This is a genomic window from Rhizobium sp. 01N48 (genome assembly GCF_056399145.1).
Genome location: NZ_JBFTQT010000001.1, coordinates 659,804 through 679,072, shown reverse-complemented (window position 1 = coordinate 679,072; position 19,269 = coordinate 659,804). Strand labels below are relative to the sequence as shown.

At 62.4% G+C, this 19,269-nt stretch carries 24 protein-coding genes; 8 read left to right on the top strand and 16 right to left on the bottom strand.

Annotated elements, in window-relative coordinates:
• Positions 1-24 precede the first annotated feature (24 nt).
• The gene (gene cobT, locus AC1DOG_RS03485; RefSeq protein ID WP_112941679.1) at positions 25-1,047 is read right to left on the bottom strand and encodes a nicotinate-nucleotide--dimethylbenzimidazole phosphoribosyltransferase; all 1,023 of its coding nucleotides are present in this window, start codon (positions 1,045-1,047) and stop codon (positions 25-27) included.
• A 138-nt stretch (positions 1,048-1,185) separates the two neighbouring features.
• Between cobT and AC1DOG_RS03480 the strand changes: the two genes are divergently transcribed.
• From AC1DOG_RS03480 to AC1DOG_RS03470, 3 genes are read left to right on the top strand one after another with little or no spacing between them, the layout of a single operon-like run.
• The gene (locus AC1DOG_RS03480; RefSeq protein ID WP_477926832.1) at positions 1,186-1,968 is read left to right on the top strand and encodes an adenosylcobinamide-GDP ribazoletransferase; all 783 of its coding nucleotides are present in this window, start codon (positions 1,186-1,188) and stop codon (positions 1,966-1,968) included.
• 19 nt (positions 1,969-1,987) lie between these two features.
• Positions 1,988-2,197 carry a DUF1289 domain-containing protein gene (locus tag AC1DOG_RS03475; RefSeq protein ID WP_113199929.1) on the top strand — a complete coding sequence of 70 codons (210 nt, stop codon included), beginning with the start codon at positions 1,988-1,990 and terminating at the stop codon, positions 2,195-2,197.
• Complete coding sequence (locus AC1DOG_RS03470; protein WP_018900600.1) at positions 2,194-2,895, top strand: TIGR02281 family clan AA aspartic protease; 702 nt, start codon at positions 2,194-2,196, stop codon at positions 2,893-2,895. Before AC1DOG_RS03475 ends, AC1DOG_RS03470 begins: the two co-directional genes overlap by 4 nt.
• A gap of 10 nt (positions 2,896-2,905) precedes the next feature.
• On the opposite strand, the gene AC1DOG_RS03465 is transcribed toward AC1DOG_RS03470, so the two are convergent.
• Genes AC1DOG_RS03465 through AC1DOG_RS03455 form a run of 3 tightly spaced genes read right to left on the bottom strand, consistent with a single transcriptional unit; the run spans position 2,906 to position 4,930 of the window.
• Positions 2,906-3,775, bottom strand: a complete 870-nt coding sequence (locus tag AC1DOG_RS03465; RefSeq protein WP_477926831.1) for a HAMP domain-containing sensor histidine kinase — start codon at positions 3,773-3,775, stop codon at positions 2,906-2,908.
• Positions 3,776-3,801: 26 nt separating this feature from the next.
• A complete protein-coding gene (locus AC1DOG_RS03460; RefSeq protein WP_477926830.1) occupies positions 3,802-4,248 on the bottom strand; it encodes a hypothetical protein in 447 nt (148 codons plus the stop codon).
• A 4-nt stretch (positions 4,249-4,252) separates the two neighbouring features.
• Positions 4,253-4,930: a winged helix-turn-helix domain-containing protein gene (locus AC1DOG_RS03455; RefSeq protein ID WP_112941684.1), complete on the bottom strand. Its 678-nt coding sequence runs from the start codon at positions 4,928-4,930 to the stop codon at positions 4,253-4,255.
• Positions 4,931-5,135: 205 nt separating this feature from the next.
• Here AC1DOG_RS03455 and AC1DOG_RS03450 point away from each other — a divergent pair, with 205 nt between their 5' ends.
• Both AC1DOG_RS03450 and AC1DOG_RS03445 read left to right on the top strand, forming a co-directional pair.
• Positions 5,136-5,402, top strand: a complete 267-nt coding sequence (locus AC1DOG_RS03450; RefSeq protein WP_047512316.1) for a hypothetical protein — start codon at positions 5,136-5,138, stop codon at positions 5,400-5,402.
• A 16-nt stretch (positions 5,403-5,418) separates the two neighbouring features.
• Positions 5,419-6,222 (top strand): COG4705 family protein, encoded by an 804-nt coding sequence (locus AC1DOG_RS03445; protein WP_477926829.1) that lies wholly within the window; start codon positions 5,419-5,421, stop codon positions 6,220-6,222.
• Positions 6,223-6,229: 7 nt separating this feature from the next.
• Here the strand turns inward: AC1DOG_RS03445 and AC1DOG_RS03440 are convergent, their stop codons facing one another.
• The 9 genes from AC1DOG_RS03440 to AC1DOG_RS03400 all read right to left on the bottom strand — a co-directional run bounded on the left by AC1DOG_RS03440 (position 6,230) and on the right by AC1DOG_RS03400 (position 14,364).
• Positions 6,230-6,991, bottom strand: coding sequence for an ABC transporter permease (locus tag AC1DOG_RS03440; RefSeq protein ID WP_018900601.1), 762 nt, complete (start codon positions 6,989-6,991; stop codon positions 6,230-6,232).
• Entirely contained in the window at positions 6,988-7,914 is a 927-nt protein-coding gene (locus AC1DOG_RS03435; RefSeq protein ID WP_477926828.1) for an ABC transporter ATP-binding protein, read from the bottom strand. Before AC1DOG_RS03435 ends, AC1DOG_RS03440 begins: the two co-directional genes overlap by 4 nt.
• Before the next feature lie 163 nt (positions 7,915-8,077).
• A complete protein-coding gene (locus AC1DOG_RS03430; RefSeq protein ID WP_018900603.1) occupies positions 8,078-8,326 on the bottom strand; it encodes a hypothetical protein in 249 nt (82 codons plus the stop codon).
• Between the two features lie 77 nt (positions 8,327-8,403).
• Complete coding sequence (locus AC1DOG_RS03425) at positions 8,404-9,684, bottom strand: extensin-like domain-containing protein (protein ID WP_477926827.1); 1,281 nt, start codon at positions 9,682-9,684, stop codon at positions 8,404-8,406.
• Positions 9,685-9,971: 287 nt separating this feature from the next.
• Entirely contained in the window at positions 9,972-10,208 is a 237-nt protein-coding gene (locus AC1DOG_RS03420; RefSeq protein ID WP_026283371.1) for a hypothetical protein, read from the bottom strand.
• A 170-nt stretch (positions 10,209-10,378) separates the two neighbouring features.
• Complete coding sequence (locus AC1DOG_RS03415) at positions 10,379-10,552, bottom strand: hypothetical protein (RefSeq protein ID WP_155947803.1); 174 nt, start codon at positions 10,550-10,552, stop codon at positions 10,379-10,381.
• Positions 10,553-10,690: 138 nt separating this feature from the next.
• A complete protein-coding gene (locus tag AC1DOG_RS03410; protein WP_477926826.1) occupies positions 10,691-12,349 on the bottom strand; it encodes an alpha/beta hydrolase in 1,659 nt (552 codons plus the stop codon).
• Between the two features lie 73 nt (positions 12,350-12,422).
• On the bottom strand, positions 12,423-13,451 hold the full coding sequence (locus AC1DOG_RS03405; protein ID WP_477926889.1) for a linear amide C-N hydrolase: 1,029 nt from the start codon (positions 13,449-13,451) through the stop codon (positions 12,423-12,425).
• An 88-nt stretch (positions 13,452-13,539) separates the two neighbouring features.
• Positions 13,540-14,364, bottom strand: a complete 825-nt coding sequence (locus AC1DOG_RS03400) for a hypothetical protein (RefSeq protein WP_477926825.1) — start codon at positions 14,362-14,364, stop codon at positions 13,540-13,542.
• 233 nt (positions 14,365-14,597) lie between these two features.
• On the opposite strand from AC1DOG_RS03400, the gene AC1DOG_RS03395 reads away from it, so the two are divergent.
• The 3 genes from AC1DOG_RS03395 (at position 14,598) to AC1DOG_RS03385 (ending at position 15,855) form a co-directional block, all read left to right on the top strand.
• Entirely contained in the window at positions 14,598-14,984 is a 387-nt protein-coding gene (locus AC1DOG_RS03395; protein ID WP_026283372.1) for an acyl-CoA thioesterase, read from the top strand.
• An 81-nt stretch (positions 14,985-15,065) separates the two neighbouring features.
• The gene (locus AC1DOG_RS03390) at positions 15,066-15,512 is read left to right on the top strand and encodes an SRPBCC family protein (protein WP_477926824.1); all 447 of its coding nucleotides are present in this window, start codon (positions 15,066-15,068) and stop codon (positions 15,510-15,512) included.
• Between the two features lie 4 nt (positions 15,513-15,516).
• Positions 15,517-15,855: an ArsR/SmtB family transcription factor gene (locus AC1DOG_RS03385; RefSeq protein WP_477926888.1), complete on the top strand. Its 339-nt coding sequence runs from the start codon at positions 15,517-15,519 to the stop codon at positions 15,853-15,855.
• 24 nt (positions 15,856-15,879) lie between these two features.
• Here the strand turns inward: AC1DOG_RS03385 and AC1DOG_RS03380 are convergent, their stop codons facing one another.
• The 3 genes from AC1DOG_RS03380 to AC1DOG_RS03370 form a co-directional block, all read right to left on the bottom strand.
• Positions 15,880-17,052: a DUF1501 domain-containing protein gene (locus tag AC1DOG_RS03380; protein WP_477926823.1), complete on the bottom strand. Its 1,173-nt coding sequence runs from the start codon at positions 17,050-17,052 to the stop codon at positions 15,880-15,882.
• 10 nt (positions 17,053-17,062) lie between these two features.
• Complete coding sequence (locus AC1DOG_RS03375; protein ID WP_477926822.1) at positions 17,063-18,640, bottom strand: DUF1800 domain-containing protein; 1,578 nt, start codon at positions 18,638-18,640, stop codon at positions 17,063-17,065.
• Positions 18,641-18,768: 128 nt separating this feature from the next.
• Positions 18,769-19,122, bottom strand: coding sequence for a DMT family protein (locus AC1DOG_RS03370; protein ID WP_047512340.1), 354 nt, complete (start codon positions 19,120-19,122; stop codon positions 18,769-18,771).
• Positions 19,123-19,269 lie beyond the last annotated feature (147 nt).

The window sequence follows — 19,269 nt, the reverse complement described above, 5'->3', positions numbered from 1 at the left end:
AGCCCCTGAACCCGGGCGATGAGTTCAATGTTCGTGCTGGTTTGTCACGCCTGCCTGCGCGAAGGTCGCCATGCCGGAGTGGCATGCCGCTGCCGCCTTGACGATACCGGCGGCCAGCGCTGCCCCCGTACCCTCGCCGAGCCGCATGCCGAGCGCCAGAAGCGGCGTCTTGCCGAGCATCTCGATCGCCTTCAGATGGCCCGGCTCGCCGGAGACGTGACCGATCAGGCAGTGATCGAGCGCCGAAGGGTTGGCGGCCTGCAGGATGGCGGCGGCGGCCGTTGCCACGTAGCCGTCGATCAGCACCGGGATGCGCTCGACGCGCGCAGCAAGGATCGCGCCCGCCATCGCTGCGATCTCGCGGCCGCCGAGGCGGCGCATGATCTCCAAGGGATCGTCGAGATGATCGCTGTGCAGCGCCACTGCCTTCTCGACGGCGGCAACCTTGCGCTCGAACATGTCGCCTTCCGAACCGGTGCCGGGGCCGACCCAGTCGCGGGCATTGCCGCCGTAGAGCGCGTAGTTGATCGACGCGGCGATCGTCGTGTTGCCGATGCCCATTTCGCCGATGCAGAGCAGATCGGTGCCGCCGGCGATCGCTTCCATGCCGAACGCCATGGTGGCCGCGCAATCGCGCTCGGAAAGCGCCGGCTCCTCGGTGATGTCGCCAGTCGGGTAATCGAGCGCTAGGTCGAACACCTTCAGCCCGAGATCATAGGCCACGCAAATCTGGTTGATCGCAGCACCACCGGCCGCGAAGTTCTCGACCATCTGCTGCGTCACTGTCGGCGGAAACGGCGTGATGCCCTGCTTCACGACACCGTGGTTGCCGGCAAAGATTGCCACCAGCGGCCGGTTGACGGCGGGCGTGCGGCCCGTCCAGGCGGCGAGCCAGAAAGCGATCTCCTCAAGGCGGCCGAGCGAGCCCGGCGGCTTGGTCAGTTGGGCATCGCGCTCGCGGGCAGCGACAAGCGCCCGTGGATCCGGCCCCGGCAGATCGCGCAGAAGTGTCCGGAAATCGTCGAACGGCAGGCCTGAAACGCTCATGGATGCGGCTTCCTTGTCTCGTCTGTAAACTTGTCTTATGGCTGCAAATCAGCTTCTTTCGCGGCCACTCTTAAATCCAGCCGCGAAGCGGAACAACTCTAAAAAGCGCCAGACATCATCCCCGGGAGCGGACGCGCCATGAACATCGCAACCTATGTGGCGGATATCGCGCGTGCCGTCGCATTCCTGAGCCGTATTCCGATGCCTAGCGCGGCCTTTGCGGGGTACGACGGAAAACTCGGTCGCGTCGCGCGCGCCTTCCCGGTCGCCGGCATCATCATCGGGCTGCTGCCCGCAATCGTCCTGTTGGTCATGCTCGGCCTGCACGCCGACCGGCTGATGTCGGCGCTGGTGGCGCTGGCGGTACAGGCGATCGTCTCCGGCGCGCTGCACGAGGATGGCCTTGCCGATTGCGCCGACGGCATCGGTGGCGGCCGCGATCGCGCCCAGCGGCTGTCGATCATGAAGGACAGCCGCATCGGCACCTATGGCGCCATCGCGCTGATCCTCTCCTTCGCCATTCGCGCCGCCGCCATCGCCGCGATCGCGCGCGGCGTCGTGCCATTCGCGGCAGCCCTCGCCCTGCCCGCTATCGGCTGCATCAGCCGCGGCGCGCTCGTTTGGCACTGGCACCGCCTGCCGCCGGCCAAGGCGGATGGCGTGGCCGCAGCCGTTGGCCAGCCCAGTGAAGGCGTCATGCAGATGGCGGTCGTCTCGGCCTGCGCGCTGGCGGCACTGCTGATTTGGCCGAGCCTCGGCCTTCTTCCGCTCATCTGCGCCCTGCTCGCATGCGGCCTGAGCGCTATGATCTTCACCCGAGTGGCCCGCGTGACTCTCTCCGGCCATACCGGCGATACGCTGGGCGCCACCGCTCAAATTTCCGAGATGGCGGCATTGTGTGCTCTTGCCATGGCTTTGTGAAACAACGATATCATTTGTCATGATAAGCCCGTGCATCAACATCTGCTCCATTGATTCATCCAGCGGCTTTTGCGCGGGTTGTGGTCGAACGATCGAGGAGATTGCCGGCTGGGCGGCGTTTTCGGATGAAAAAAGGGACGCGGTCATGCGCCTGCTGCCCGCCAGGATGAAAGCGATACCGCCCTCGGCCTCGCGCGAGACGATGGCAAGCACGGAGCTCACCGCATGAATAGGCTGACGATTGGACTTGGCGGTCTCGGCATCGGCCTTCTCATCTTGCTCTTCAACCACGACAGCCCCAAGATTCTCGGCGTAAGAACCGACGATTTCGGCCGCATGCTCTATCTTCTCCCCATCGCGCTTATGCTGGCCGCGGGCATCTGGGGACGGCGCATCAGCGTCGGCGAGACCATGCGCCACATGATGATCTGGCTGGTGCTGATTCTCGGCCTCGCAACCGTCTATCTCTACCGCTACGACGCGCTCAGCGTCGGCAACCGCCTGCTGGCAGGCCTCATTCCCGGCCGCGCCGTGGTCGTGACCACCAGCGAGGGCGGCAAGGAAGTCATCCTGCACAAGCTGCTGAATGGTCATTTCGAGGCCGATGTCGAGATCAACGGCCAGACCATCACGATGCTTGTCGATACCGGCGCCAGCATGATCGCGCTATCGCGCGAAGACGCCGAGCGCGTCGGCATCATCCCCGACAACCTCACCTATTCGATGAGCGTGATGACCGCCAACGGCCGCGCCCAGGCAGCCCCCGTCACGCTGTCTGAAGTGGCGATCGGCCCGATCGTGCGCAACAACGTCGCCGGCAGCGTCGCCGAGGACGGGCGGCTCGACCAGAGCCTGCTCGGCATGAGCTTCCTCGAGACCTTGGGTTCGCTGCAGATGCAGACCGACGAACTGAGGATGCGCGACTAGAGGCAACTGCCTAGCGCAGGGCGGGAAAACGAACCAGGACACGCGTTCCGGGCTGGTTGTCCTCCAGGATCACCTCGGCCGAATGCAGGTCGGCAACTGCCTTGACGAGGCTCAACCCCAAACCGCTGCCCGCCGACGTCCGACTCTTGTCGAGCCTGTAAAGCCGGCGAAACACCTTCGTGTGCTCCGCGGTCGGAATACCGACGCCGTTGTCCGCCACACCGGCAACTAGCAGATTGTCGCGGCGTGCCAGCGAAAGTTCGATGAGCGTTTCTGTTCCACTGTGGTTGATGGCGTTCTCGATCAGGTTGACGAACATCTGGACCAGCAGTTCGCGATCCCCCATCACCTGCATGCCGGCACCATCGACGGAGACAAAACGCAACGTCTGACCGGCATCGACAGCCACATCGCGGTATATCTCCGTAACCGATGACATGACGTCGGTCAGATCGACCGATTGGAAACGCGCCCGCCGGGCACCGGCCTCGATCTGGGAAATCCTCAGCAGCGCTTCGAAAGTAGCGTTGATCTGATCGCTCTCCATGCAGGCGTCCGCGATCTGCTGCCCGACCGGCTCGCCGCGATCGGTTCGCTCCGCAGCGTCCTCAAGCGTCATCTTCAACCTGTTGAGCGGGGTCTTGAGCTCGTGCGCGATATCGGCACTCACCTGCCGCATACCCTCCACCAACCCCGACAGCCGATCGAGCGCACGATTGATCTTCTCGGACACCAGATCGATATCATCGCCATTCCCACGCAAGGGAATGCGCGTTGCAAGCTCGCCGTTCGACACATCGATCATGGTGCGCGCCACCGCATCGAGGCGCCGCTGGGCTCTGGTCGCCAGGAAAGCGCCGCCACCAACCGCGATCAGCACGATGACGCCGGCAGCCCACCCAAGGCTTACCAGCAGGATTTCGCCAAGCCTCTCCTTCTCCGCGAAACTGCGGCCACCACCAGCCGGTTGCCGCCGACGAGACCGCTGCGCACGCGATAGGAATGTCCGTCAGGCAACCCCAGGGCTTGCGCACCGACGCTCGACAACCCTTCGCTCATCACGGGAAGCGCCAGATTGCCGGCCAACCGCGTGCCATTGGGATCGCTCAGCAAGAACACGCCCTGATCCGGCGAGCGCAGGCTCGAGTAGGTGTTCACCGCCGCGATCAGGTCCTCGACATCGTTCTGCGCATAGGTCGAAGCGATCGCGCTGTAGATCTCGTTGACGGTATCATCGAGCTGGCGTTCGAGACCGCTGTTCAGCATGTGATAGGTGATCGCGCCGGCAACCAGGAAGGCGGCGACGAAAAGTACGCCGAAGGTCATCGCCAGGCGAAAGGGTGTGCTGCGCAAGAAATTAACGCGGCGCATGCAGACTGTAGCCCGTATTGCGCACCGTATGCAGCAGCTGCACCGGAAACGGCCGGTCGATCTTTGCCCTCAGGCGGCTGATATGCGTCTCGACCACGCTCGTCTTCGGATCGAAGTGGAAGTCCCATACGCGCTCAAGCAACATGGTGCGCGTCACGACACGCCCCTCGCCGCGCATCAGCACTTCAAGCAGCGTAAACTCACGCGGCTGCAGGTCGATGATCTGCCCTGCCCGTGTCACCTGGCGGCGCAGGAGATCGAGCTCCAGATCCGCCACACGCAGCACCGTCTTCTGCTCCTGCAGACGCGGCCGTCGCGCCAGCGCGTTCGCGCGTGCCAGAAGTTCCGAGAAGGCAAACGGCTTGACTAGATAGTCATCCCCACCCGCCTCAAGCCCATCCACACGATCGTCGACCCCGCCGACAGCGGTCAGAAATAGCGTCGGCGTGCTGATCCGCGCGGCCCGCAAAGCCTTTACAAGAGATAGTCCGTCAAGCCCCGGCAGCATGCGGTCGACGATGACGACATCATAGGCTTCGCGCGTAGCCTGAAACAGCCCGTCGCGCCCGTCATGAACGACATCGCAAGAATGGCCAGCCTGGATAAATCCTCTCGCCACGTAATCGGCCGCCCGCCGGTCGTCTTCGACCACCAATACCCACATGCCTGAAGTCCGATGCTTCCGCCTACAATTCGGCATCGCCAAGCTAACCGTTTCCGGCGGGAATGCCATCGCGCTTTGCAAACCTTACGAAAACGTATGGTGCCGGCGAGGCCAGCGTATGGCGGTACCCCTAGTGTCTGTTTGCGGATCGGCGAGCAAAGCCGCGCCCCGCTCAACACGGTCAATCAATAGAAGGACACGCATCATGAAGACCATCGCCGCAGCAGGCATCCTGAACGCCCTCGTCGCACTCGGCTTCGTTCTCGTCTCGATGCCCGCGCATGCAGCACCGGCACCTTGCGAGGACATGCTGAAGGACATGCGCGCCACGAAGGCAACAGCGAAGCTCGCGGATGCCGACGCAAAGAAGGTGAACGACCTGGAGACCAAGGCCGTCGAACGTTGCAACGCCGACGACGACGCGCGCTCCGACAAGTTTCTAGCCGAAGCCATGAAGATCATGGGCAAGTAAGAAGCGAGGCATCGTGATGACAAACGCCATTCGAGCGGGCCGCGAGCCCGCCAACCGCGTCCCGAACGTGACGGTCGATTTCTGGCTGATCAAGCTGATGGCCGTCACCATGGGCGAGACGGCCGCCGATTATCTTGCCGTCAATCTGGGGCTCGGCCTGACAGCGACCTCCGTGATCATGGCGGCCATCCTCGCGGTCGCCATCGCCATCCAGTTTTCAATGAAGCGATACGTCCCATCGGCCTATTGGGCCGCCGTCGTGCTGATCAGCATTGTCGGAACCCTGGTCACCGACAATCTGGTCGACAACTTCGGCGTCCCGCTTGATGTCACCACCATCAGCTTTTCGATCGCGCTGTTTCTGACCTTCCTCGGCTGGTACGCGCTCGAACGCACGCTCTCCATCCACACCATCTTCACGACACGGCGTGAAGCACTCTACTGGCTGGCGATCCTGTTCACCTTCGCGCTCGGCACAGCCGCCGGCGATCTCGTCGCCGAACGGATGGAACTCGGCTATCTCAGCACAGCCTTGCTGTTCGCTGGCGTGATCGCGGCTATAGCACTCGCCTACTATCGCGGCGGCATGAACGCCATTCTCGCCTTCTGGCTCGCCTATATCGTCACGCGTCCGCTTGGCGCATCGCTGGGCGACCTGCTGTCACAGCCGGTCGAGTATGGTGGCCTCGGCTTTGGGACGATCTATACGAGCCTTCTCTTCCTCGGCGCGATCGTGGTCATCGTGACGTACATGACGCTGAGTGCCCGGCCGGAACGCGACGAGGATTCCCCGCCGCGCGAGGCCATCGATCGGCGATGACGCCGCATCAGTTGCGCAGCTTGTAGCCGGTCCGGAACATCCAGCCGAGCGTTCCCAGGCAGATCGCCAGGAACAGCGAGATCATACCGAGGCTGATCAGCGGATTGACGTCGGCGATGCCGTAGAAGCTCCAGCGGAAACCGCTGACCAAATAGAGCACCGGATTGAAATGGCTGACCGCCTGCCAGAAGGGCGGCAGCATGTTGATCGAATAGAAGCTGCCACCAAGGAAGGTCAGCGGCGGCACGACCAGCATCGGGATCAGGTTCAGCTGCTCGAAATTGTTTGCCCACAGACCGATCATGAAGCCGAACAGGCTGAAGGTCACGGCGGTCAGCACGAAGAACAGCGCCATCATGAAGGGGTGCTCGATCCTGACCTCGACGAAGAAATTCGCCGTCAGAAGAATGATCACCCCGATCATCAGCCCCTTGGTCGCGGCAGCCCCGACATAGCCGAGCAAGATCTCGGCCATCGCCACCGGCGCTGACAGCACTTCGTAGATCGTGCCGGTGAACTTCGGGAAATAGATGCCGAAGGAGCCGTTGCCGATGCACTGCCCGAGCAGCGTCAGCATGATCAGGCCCGGCGTGATGAACGCTCCATAGGAGATCCCCTCGACTTCCTGAATGCGCGACCCGACGGCCGCACCGAAGACGATGAAGTAGAGCGATGTCGAGATGACGGGCGAAACCACGCTCTGCAGCAAGGTGCGGCGGGTGCGGGCCATTTCGAAGAAATAGATGGATTTGACGGCTTCGAAGTTCATTTTGCGCCTCCCACGAGCGCCACGAAGATGTCTTCGAGCGAACTCTGCTGCGTCGACAGGTCTTTGAAATGGATGTTGTGTTCGGCAAGCCGCGTCAGCAGCGCGGCGATGCTCTCCTGGTCGTTCTCGGCGTCGAACTCATAGGTCAGCCGGTTGCCGCCGGCGGTGAGCGCAAGCCCGTTGCCGGCGAAGCTCGCGGGCAGCTCTTCGAGCGGCTCGGTCAGCTCCAGGATCAGCTGCTTGCGGCCGAGCTTGGCCATCAGCGCCGTCTTGTCCTCGACGAGCAGCAGCTCGCCGCCATTGATCACGCCGACGCGGTCGGCGATCTCCTCGGCCTCTTCGATATAGTGCGTCGTCAGGATGATGGTGACGCCCGCCTCGCGCAGTTTCTCGACGACGTGCCACATGTCCTTGCGCAGCGCGACATCGACGCCGGCCGTCGGTTCGTCGAGGAACAGGATTTCAGGCTCGTGGCTCAGAGCCTTGGCGATCAGGACGCGCCGCTTCATGCCGCCGGAAAGCTGGCGCAGCGTATTGTCCTTCTTGTCCCACAGCGACAGGTCGCGCAGCACCTTTTCGATATGCGCGGGATCGGCCTTCTTGCCGTGCAGGCCGCGCGAGAAGCTGACTGTGTTCCACACCGTCTCGAACTGATCGGTGGTCAGCTCCTGTGGCACAAGCCCGATCATCGACCGTGTCGCCCGGAAGTCCTTGACCACGTCGTGGCCACCGACAAGCACGGTTCCCCCGCTCGGATTGGCAATGCCGCAGACGATCGAGATCATTGTCGTTTTCCCTGCGCCATTCGGGCCGAGAAGCGCGAGGATCTCGCCCTTCTCCACATCGAGATCGATGCCCTTTAGCGCCTGAAAGCCGTTACCGTAGATTTTCGTGAGATTGCGGATAGAAATGATGGGGGCCATGAAGGGCTCTTGAAGACGAAAGGAAGGATTTCGCCGCTATATAGCCGCTCCGCGACAGTTTTACATCCCATTGACTGCGAACAGAGTATTCATTTGCTCGAAAACGATGCAATTGAAAACACGGTTCCCCGATCATCAGGACTTCAAGACCCCCACGACCTTGCTACCAGGCGCCGTTCACGCTGCAGCCAGCCGGCGGCAACGTCTTGCCTTCGAAGCGCGCCTTCAGCATCTCGCAGCCTTTGACGCGAATGAAATCGGGCATCTTCATGTTGAGGCTGATCCCCACTTCATCGAACGGATCGCTCGCATAGGCCACATAGGCATACCAACGGCCGCCGAACACCGCGACGGCGGCGATCACGACGATCGCGATGAAAAACAGAATGTTCGGACGCTTCTTCTCGGCCACAACGATCTCCTCTTACTGATAGGGAGCCCGTTTAGAGCGATTCCCGCAGCCACGTCGATGCCGGGCCGGGAATGCCGTCAGTCGCAATAGACCTTGCCGCTCTTGCGCTCGCGCAGATCGAAATGGAAGTGGTTCCAGTGCTCCGGATTGCTGCCGGGGCCGAGCACCGTGTTGAAATACTTGCAGCTATCAGTCCGCACGGCCTTCAGCAGCTTGCCCTCGCGGAAGGAGAACAGCCCCTTCTTGCGCACGTCGATCTCGTGGCCACTCTTCAACACGAACTTGCCGACATCGATCGCGTTGCCGTGCGCATGTTCGGACATCGGATTGTAGCGCTGGCGACTGTTGTTCATCCGGCGGCAGCTATAGCCGCCAAGCGGCTGGATCGTCTTGATGCCGGACCAGTAGCGAAACCGTGCCGATGGCGCGAGCTCGTTCTTCACCCACTTGGCGAAGGCAAGCGTCACCTGGCAGTTCAAAGTCACAGCCGGGCGAACGCCGATATTGCCGGACAGACCCTGTAGCGAGATCGGGTAAGGCACCTGGCACGCCGGCCCGTTGGAGATCGGCGGCTTGTCGGTGAAGACGACGCCCATACGTTTCAGCTCGCGCCGGCAGGAGAGCTCCGAACTCGGCATGACGCCGGGCACCACCGGCGCCGGCTGGCTCATTTGGGGCTCGCTGTCCATCGGGTTGTTCGGCCGCAGCATCGCCACTTCCTGCGGCTCGCTCTCTTCAGGCACGCGCGCCGGCGCCACGACAGCGCTGCCGTCGCCCCAGACCTGCTGCTGTTGCCCCATCGCAGCCTGGCTCGCTGGCCGTGGCGCGCGCATGCGGTTCATCTGGGTTGGATTGTCCGTGCCGATGCCATCGACGACAGGCTGGTCCGATTGCCCCTCGGCGATCTGCTGCTGCTCTTCCTGCGCAAGACCGGTGACCGGCTCAGCCCCGAGCTCGGCATCCATGTTGACGCCCTCGGGCGGCACTGAAAGCGACTGCGTCCCGCCCCCGGTGGCCGGCTGACCGCTGAACTGACCGGCAGCACCGCGCGCACCGGCCGACGCCTGATCGTTGGTCATCGGAGGTGCCGCGCTCGCCTGTCCGCGCCCCGCAAGATTGGGCGTATTCATATAATCGACGGAGCCCTGGACGGGCTGACTGCCGGCGGGATAGGCCTGATCGATGGCGCTGGAGGGCATGTTGACCGGCGCCTGGCGCCGGGGCGGCGAAATGGAACCGACCTTCGTGCCGCTATCCACACTGCCGGGCGGAACGAGCGCATCCGTCGAGCACGTCGTCAGCGCTGTCGACAGCAGCACGGGCAGCACATAACGCCGCATGATGGAAACAAACGCCATACTCTCATCGCTTCCGAAGATCGGCAGTGACCAAAAAACTTCGGTCCAAATTTAATAAAAAGCGGTGAACGAAACCTTACCCCAAGCCCGAACAAGCCCGGACAAGGCCAGCGTGGCCGATCACGATTGCGGAAGCGTTTGAAACAAAAGCCCTAATCCGGACGAAAAATCCGGGATCGGCGCGCAATGATCACCGATCGGCGACGAGTGCGCAGGTTTGTCTGTCAGGCTGGAAAGAGGTGCTGCGAACAGCAAGACGGGAACTGCAGAGCGGACGAGCCGCAGCGTCAACTGACGTAACGCAGATCCTTGTCGTCGGACAAGTTGATCGCGGCGCGACGAACCGGGCGGCCGCTTCCATAGATCTCGTTCATGATCTTGGCGACCTCGACAGCATGGCCTTCGGTCAATCCGTTGAGGATCTGGCCGCCAAAGCATGCGGGCTCTTCTGCCTGATGGTCCCAGACCATCCACATGTCGAGCGGATCGCAAATTACATCGTAACGAGGTGTGGAGCTATTCATCGGGTAACGCCTTCAATACCCCACTCTCTTAGGTTGCCGTAAATTAATCGTTTACTTGCGCCACCCATGAAAACAAATGAGTGATTTATTGTAGTGGAGCCATATCCGGCAGAGTCAGTCTTGCTGAATTGGCAAAGCCGCCCAAAGCGGCTTCGCCGGATCGCAGAGAATTACCGCGCCGGCACACTTCCGGTGACGATGCGATCGGTCTTCGTCAGTTCCATCTGCGGCCAGTTGGACGCGGTCTCGGATGCAGGACGGCTGCCGATCGCAAGGATCGTGATCAGGCCGGCAACGACGGCGGAAAGAAGCAACCCGCTATAGGTCATCAGTTTGAACCTCAAAGATGTGGTTTCCCAGCCACTCCGGCGCAAACTGCTACGGGAGCCTAAACGAACCCATAATGAACGTGGTTAATCACGATCATATTCCCGCTTATGAACAGTCGAAACCGGACAGGCAATCATCGCAGGTGTGCTATTTCAGTCATTACCGCCTTGAGCGGCTGCTTGCGCGAAGCGTGTCTTCAGCGCCGCCACCTCGCCGGGATCGACCGTCAATCCGGCAACGGCGATCCAGGCGTCGACATAATGTTCGGGCGCGTAGACATGGCCATAGCCCATCGGCGACGTCGTGGCGATCATCAGATCGAACAGCAACTGGAACATCGTCAGCACGGGAAACCATCTGAGGCTCGGCGAAACATCCGGCCCGCGCGGCGCCTGCATCCACGCCGGCTCGCGATAGAAGGAGTGCGGATCGAAGAACGTCACCGCGTCGCTTGCATATTGCAGATAGACGATCCGCATCGGCCCCCATTGCGCCGCACCCGGAAGGTCGAGATGGTTCTCCTGGTTGGTGAAGCGGATCATCGAGCCGTCGCGGAATGTCGGCAGCCAGGCCGGCGATTGTGGATTGCGCCCTGCCGTCACCGCATTCCACATCCGGCTCTCGAAAGGCGGGCCGCTCCACAGAGCGCCCTGGAACGGATCGGCGATCACATCGAAGATATCGGCCGAGAGCTGCGAGTTCAGCGCGCCTAGGCTCAAGCCATGCAGGTAGAGCTTCGGCCGCTTGTCGTGCGGCAATGTCGTCCAGTAGCCGTAGACCTCGCGAAACAGCGCCTTGGCCGACTGCGCGCCATACTCGGATTCAACCAGCAGCGACAGCCAGCTCGAGAGATAGGAATATTGTAGCGCCACGCTCRCGACATCGCCTTGCTTCAGATATTCCAGCGTGTCCATCGCCGCAGGATCGACCCAGCCGGTGCCCGTCGGCGCGATAATCACGAGCATCGACCGCTCGAACGCACCGTCCCGCTTCAACTCCTCGAGCGCAAGCTTGGCGCGCGCCTCGATCGTGTCGGCATTGTTGAGGCCGACATAGACGCGAATGGGCTCGCGCGCCTCGCCCTTCCAGAAGCCGCCGATATCGGAAGCGCTCGGCCCCGACGCCACGAAATGCCGCCCCTGCCGCCCAAGCCCGTCCCAGGCGACCAGAGACGCCTTGCTTCCCGTCTTGGCCGGATCGGCGGGCATCGGCACATTATCCTCGATCAGCGCATCCAGCCGCTGCATCGAGGAATCGATCGCATGCAGCGCCCCGCGCATCAACACCCCTTCGGCCACCGACCAGAATAGCGCCACCGCGATCGCAAAGCCGATGACATTGGAAACGCGTCGCGGCACGAAGCGATCGAGCCACCGCGATATCCACCGGAAGGTCAGCAGGAACAGGCGTCCCAGCAGCACCGCAACGAGAAAGACGACGAAAGCAAGCGCTCCGAGCTTGAACGGCTCGGCGCTTTCGAGCGGCTCCATATGCCAGAGCTCGCGGATCGAATTCTGCCAGCCGGCCGCCTGCCAGAGGAAGACCACGGCCACGATCAACCCGCAGATCAGCACGGCTATCCTCTGCGACAGAAGCGGTCCACGATAAGGCAGTTCGAGATATTTCCACAGGCTGACGGCGGCAACCCCGATAAGATAACCGACGGCCGCGCAAATACCCGACAGCGCCCCCTGCACGATATAGGATCGCGGCATCAGCGTCGGCGTCAGCGACGCGGCGAAGAAGGCGAAGGCGAGCACCAGCCCGATCACCGACAGCGAGCGAAAAAGACCACCGAGCAGACGCCTCATGCAACTCCCCAACCTTTAGCCGCAACGACCGACGGCGATCTCAGACGAAGATAATCCCTGCGCTGCCCGCCTTCTACTCACCCAGGCCAAGAAAGACGAAGGGCTTGGCATCTTTGAATTCCGATGTCGCGTTTCCGGAATAGGTATGGTCCTGGCTCTCGCCGAGGTCGAGCCGTTTCACTTTGCCTGTATCCTTGGCGAAGTCGATCGTCTTCAGATCGACCCAGAAGGTGTTGGGTGTGAGCGCCGACTCGAAGAAGTAGAGCTTGCGCTTGTGATCGAACACGGTGCGCCAGCGCGTCGACGAGATATTGGGCTCCTCCGGCGTGTTGAGGCCATAGGGCACCGAGACATTGCGGATGACGCTGAAGACGCTTGCGAGCGCCCTATTGGGGCTCTCGTCCTTGGGGATCGCGTTGACATAGAAGGAGGCGCGCGCGAAGCGGTCGGCCGCCCGGTTGGTGCCCGGCAGCATGACGGTTCCGCCGATCTGCTGCCAATAGGAGTTCAAGGAGAGCTGCTGTTCGAAGATCGGCGAATTGGTCATCACCTGATATTTGCGATCGTGATGGATGACCTGCTTGCCGCCGATATATTCGACGATGGCGCTATCCCCTGTCGCATCCGACATCGACAGATGCAGCGTCGTCAGCCGGTTCTCGCCGGGCACATTGTCGGTGACGACGGTGAATGGCTCCTGGCTGAGCGCCGCCACCGCGTCATCGACCGTGGCGAAATTATCGAGCACATATTGCGCCCAGGCCGCGATGGTGAGGCCGGGCTTGCTCGACTTGTCGAAGGGCGGATATTCGGATTCGACCAGCCACAAGAGGTTGGCGTTCAGCCCCGCCTCGTTCACCCCATCGGTGGTCGACACATCATACCCGGTCGCGACGACGCTCCCGTATTTCGAGGTCCAGTGGATGGAGTTCGGCCCGGCCTTGCCGCTGCGCTCAGCGCCGCGTGGAAGGATATAGAGATTGGTGGTGATATCGCTCTTCCAGTCCATCGACCGTGCGGTGATGACGTTCGCATCCGGGCCGAGATAGACCAGGCGAGTGCAGGCATCGGCGACATCGGCGAAAAGCAGCGCGGACGCGATGACGGCGGTCGCGACCGTGCGAGCGCGTGAACGAGATGGACGGCGGTTCGAAGACACGGGGCTTCTCCAATATCGGTGATCGCGGAAGCTAGAAGCGCATGGAAAACCCGATCGCAGGGCCGTGCTGGCTGACGTCCCATTTGAACTTGTTCGCGCCGGTGAAATCGTCGTTTTCGTAATCCTGGTAGAGAAGCCTATACCCTGCCCTGAGCACGGTCGGATGACCGAGCATCATGGTGCGATAGCCGAGATAGGCCTGTGCGTTGACGCTCACCTTCGACCCCACGCCGAAGCCACCGACATCGGCCTCGGCAAACAGGTTCCAGCGCTCGTTGAGATCGGCATTCAGCCGCAGGCCGACGAAGGGATCGGTCCAGTCGGAACTCTTTGACGCGCGAAGGCCGAAAGCCTCGACATCGGCCTCGAGCTTCGTCCAGCGCACACCGGCGGTCGGCTCGATCGACAGCGTTCGCGGCTTGCCGAACACCGTGTCGCCGCCGAGAACCGCCTCATATGCCTTGAAGAAGGCACCCGCCGCCAGGGTGGTCGTGGTGATGTCGAGCCCGATCGTGTGCGCGAACACCTGCTCGTCCTGGCTGGTCTTTACATGCTGACCGTCGAAATAGACGCCCCATTGGCCATTGGTGATCTCGATATTGCCCATGAGAGCAAAATCGAGATGGTCGAAGATATCGGAGAAAGGAACGTCCACATCTGTATCGAAGCCGGCCAGCGATCCGCTGCCATTCAGCGATGCGGCCCACACGTAAGGGCTGACGGTCACCGCCCACTCGGGCTCCGGCGCGATCCGGCTGTTGTCGAAATCGGCAGCGACGGCCCGTCCTGAATTGAATGAGAGAGCGGAAAACAGCGCGAGGCCCACGGTCGCCACACCCATCGCCAAAAGCCGCATCGAAAGCCCCCATTTTCAATGTCCCACCGCGACCTTACTACCAGAGGGCGAAAACTCAAGCGAGATCAGCAGGATTGCTCGCTGACGGCGATCGAATGACGATTGCCGAACCGCGAGCCCCTTGCGGCAGTGGCACGCGCACACTTTGTCGATCAGCTCCGATTTCGGTTTCTCGGCCGATGCGCTAGGGTCCGCAGGAATCGACCAGAAAACCCGCATGCAAAGGAGCGCCAATGACCGAAGCCCCCAAGCCGAGAGGCACACTGACCCTGAGGACCATGGCGATGCCCGCCGATGCCAACCCGGCCGGTGACATCTTCGGCGGATGGGTCATGGCGCAGATGGACCTTGCATCGGGCATCTCGGCGGCCGAGCGCGCCAAGGGCCGCGTCGTGACCGCCGCCGTCAAGGAGATGGCTTTCGCCCTGCCCGTCAAGATCGGCGATACGCTGTCCATCTATACCGAGATCGAGCGCGTAGGCCGCACCTCGATCACCCTCTGTATCGAGGCCTGGGCGACCCGGGCCCGCTACAACAAGATGGAAAAAGTCACCGCCGGAACCTTCATCATGGTGGCGCTCGACGAGAACGGCCAGCCCAAGCCGGTTCCGGCCGAATAGACCAAAATCCGAGAAAGGCAACTTTTCGGTTGCCTTTCTCAACGAACCGAGCGATAAAAAGGCAACCAGGAGGTTGCCAATATGTCCGATCGCATCGAAAAGACCATTGAACTCAATGCCCCTGTTGCCCGCGTGTGGCAGGCCATCAGCGATTATCACGAATTCGGCGAATGGTTCCGCGTCAAGATCGACGCGCCCTTCGTCGCCGGAGAGGAAGCCACCGGCAAGATCCTCTATCCCGGCTACGAGCATCTCCGCTGGACGGTCACCGTCAAGCGCATCGAGGAACCAACGCTGTTTTCGTTCACCTGGCTCCCTTATGCGGTCGATCCGGATACAGACTATTCCGCCGAAATCCCGACGCTGGTCGAATTCCGTCTGGAGCCGATAGCCAAGGGCACCCGGCTGACCATTACCGAGTCCGGCTTCGACAAGGTGCCCGAATACCGCCGCGCCGAGGCCTTCCGCATGAACGACGGCGGATGGGCCGAGCAGATCAAGAACGTAAAGGCCCATGTCGAACGCTGAGCAAATGCCGAACCTTGGCGCCATCACGGCCGGACGAGACGCCGCCGCACTTTTCGCGGCGCTAGGCGACCCCACCCGCCTGTCCTTGCTGACCGCGCTGAGCGACGGCCGCCCGTCCTCGATCGCCGGCCTCTCCGGCGGCACGGAACTGACACGCCAGGCGGTCACCAAGCACCTGACTGTCCTTGAAAAAGCCGGCCTCGTCGAAAGCATCAAGGTCGGTCGCGAAAGCCACTACAGTTTCCGCCGTGACCGCATCGACATCATGCGCGCCTATCTCGACGGCGTCTCCCGGCAGTGGGACGACGCGCTGGAACGCCTGCGCGCCTTCGTCGAGCGTTGAGCCCGGCGAAACCAGCCAACCGGCTCAAGCCCGCAGGAACTGCGATCCCTTGTCGAAGGTGACACCCGGAAATATCTTGGCCGTCAGATCATCGACCGTCACGTCGAACTGCCGGTAAAGCATGGCTGCGGCAATCTCCCGCACATCGGCGGTCGGCGCCAGATCGCGCTCATCGAGAAGCTGCTGATCGCCAAGCCCCGGCCAGCGGCCGAGGATGCGACCGCCATTGATCGCGCCACCCGCCAGAACGGCACAGCCGCCTGTGCCATGGTCTGTCCCTCCGGACCCATTCTCCCGAACCGTCCGGCCGAATTCGGTCATCGCGAGCACCACGGTCTTCGACCAGATGTCCGGGCCCAGCGTCGACTTCAGCGTGGAGATCGCCTCCGTCAAATCCTGCACCGGACGCTTGAACTGTCCGATCTGGCCGACATGCGTATCCCAGCCGGTAATGGAGAAGCTGGCGATCCGGTAGTCGCCCTTCAGCATGTTGCCGGCAAGGGCCGCCACATCCGCCACCTTCTGTCCGTGCGGCCCGCCGGGCTCGGCCACCATGGAGGCGCTGTTGGCGCGCGTCGCCTCCTCCATCGCCTTCGCAAAGGCCGGGTCGCCGGCGTAAAGCCGCTGAAGGAACTGCGTCTCGTCGCGGGCCGGCCCGAGATTGGAATCCGACGCCCAGACATCGACATTGTTCGGCCCGGTCAGGATCAGCTCCGTCGAGGTATTCACATCGATCGCCTTGCGCGCATCCGATCGCGGGATGACGGCAAGCGCGCGATTGAGCCACCCTGTCTTTTCCTCCGAGACATGCTCGCCGCCCGATTCCAGCATGTCCTGGCCGTCGAAATGACTGCGCTGGTCCCGATAGGGCGTCGACACAGCATGCACGAAGGCGAGCTCGCGGCTTCGCCACAGCGGCATCAGATCGGCCGCCGAGGGATGCAGGCCGAAATGCCCGTCGAGATCGATGAGTCCGGTCTCAGGCGTCAGCGCCAGTGTCGGCCGGAACGCCGCGAAACCGGCATCGCCAAAAGGCTGCACCAGCGCCAGCCCATCCATCGCCCCGCGCAGCACGATGGTGACGAAGCGCTTGTCTCCTGGCATCGACGCGAAGGTGACGGGGGTAAGAATCGGGGCCGCAGCTAGACAGCAGGCGGAAGCAAGGAAGCCGCGGCGCGATAGCGTGAAATCGGTCATTTCGAAGCTCCTATCGACGGTTGAATTCGGGCGACGCAAGCGCAAGCATCAGGCCGGTTGTCTTGTTAGGTGCCTGGCTGACGACGCGGATCGTGTCGTCGCGCGCGGCATCGCCAAGCGTTGCCTTCAGGAATTCACGGGGATCGAGCCCCTGCCCGAACTGCGCGGTCGCCCGCCGCGCCCAGCCGAGCCGCTCGGCAAGCTGGCTGGCCGTGATCCAGGCCGAAAAGCTCTCCTCGAAACCGGCGGGGCTCGGCGGCAACCAGATCGGCTGCCCCATGCGCCTCAAGGCGCCCTGCCCGAGCGCCCTCGCCGTCTGCATCGCCTTGCGGCGCTTCACCCTGTCCTCGTCGCCGGGATCGATCATCGGCGGACCACCGCCAGCGGCGGTGTCTCCGCCCTTCATATCGCCCGTGGCGCCACCATTCATCGCGCCGCCCATATCAGGAGCGCCCGGAGCCATGGCTCCCTGCGCGCCCATGGCCTGCGCGTCATCATCCTGCTCGTTGTCGTTGAAGAAGGAAACAACCGTGCCATCGCCAGAACCCGCATTCAGCGCCCGGAGCCCTGCCACGACGAAATCGAAGGGCTGGCGCGCCTTCGCGCCCTCGTTCGCCCAGGCGGCGGGATGGTCGAGCATGGCGCCGTAGACGGCCTTGAGCTCGCCGTCGGTCTTTTTCCAGGTGCCGGTCATCGCGGCGATCAGCCCGTCATCCGGTTGATCGGAAACGAAATGCACCGCGAGCTTGCGACAGATATGCGCCGCTGTCTTCGGATTGGCGGCGAGATCGTCGAGCATGGCGAGATAATCGCCCGGTCGCCGCCTGTCGCCACCATAGCTGACACCGAGAACTTCGTGACGGCCGGGCTCGGCGATGTTTGGGCGAAACGCCATGTCCATCTCCTGCCGGTCGATGGTCAGCCCGGTCAAAACCATGGCGGCAGCCCGCACATCGGCCTGCGTATAGCCGCTGCCGGCCCCAAGCGTGTGCAGTTCCAGCAATTCGCGCCCGAGGTTCTCGTTGAGCCCCTTCTTCTGCCGCATGCCGCCCTTGGAATCCGGCCCGAGCGATTCCGCCTGATCGAGATAGATCAGCATCGCCGGATGCTCGGTGGCGCTGCGCAACAGGTCAGCGAAGCGCCCGCCGATACGCGGCCGGATCGCTTCTGCTTCGTAGAGCGGCACGAGCAGCCGCATCGGCAAGCTCTTGTTGGCGCTGGTGGAGAAATGATTGGTCCAGAAAGTTGAAAGCCGCTCGTAAAAGCCATCAGGCGACATCACCGCCTGCAGCAGCCGCGCATTCGCATCCTGCTGGAACGCCCGCTGCGCCTGCTTCTGCAACACCTTGCGCCGCTCGCGACGCGTCTGGTCATCGTCGCCGCTTTGCCTGAGATCGCGCAGGTTGGCCTGCAGGTCGGCGATCACCTGATGCCGCTGCTCGATACCGCCGACGGGAAACGCAACCGGTGCCCGCGCATCCGCGTTCACCTGTTTCAACAGGCCGTCCTTGTTTTGCGGCGCCGCTTCGCCCGGCCGAAAGCCATAGCCGAATCGGATCGCCGCCATCGTTGGAAAGGAAAGACTCATGACCTGTCACCTCCATATCCCTGAACGGTGACAGGCTGCGGTCAAAACCGTCGGAAATTGAGGCAGAGCCGTGACATGGACAATTTGTAATTCAAGGACTTACCCGGTCCCATCAGGCGGAATCGCTATCATCCGCGGAAGATGAAGGACGCGCCGACCGCGATCAGCGCAAATCCGATCGCATGGTTCCAGGTGAGGCTTTCGCCCAGCCAGAACACCGAGAAGCCGGAGAACACCAGAAGCGTGATCACCTCCTGCATGGTCTTCAGCTGCGCCGTCGAATAGACCGCCGAGCCGATACGGTTGGCCGGCACCGCCAGGCAGTATTCGAAGAAGGCGATCGCCCAGCTGACGATGATCGCGACGAAAATCGCCGTCCCCTTGTGCTTGAGATGCCCATACCAGGCAAATGTCATGAAGACGTTGGAGGCAAGCAGCATGACGATCGGCCAGATGGCCGCGGGGCTGAGGGCAAAGGGCATGTGTGATTCCCGAGAGTTGAAGTTGGCGGCAGCATGTACCGCTGAACCGAAAGGCTTCAAGAGGTCCGGCCGCCTCCGCGAAATATATCGTCGCCGCGGCGGCAGAACGCCACGCAAACCGGAACATTTCACCGGACAGGCCGTTTG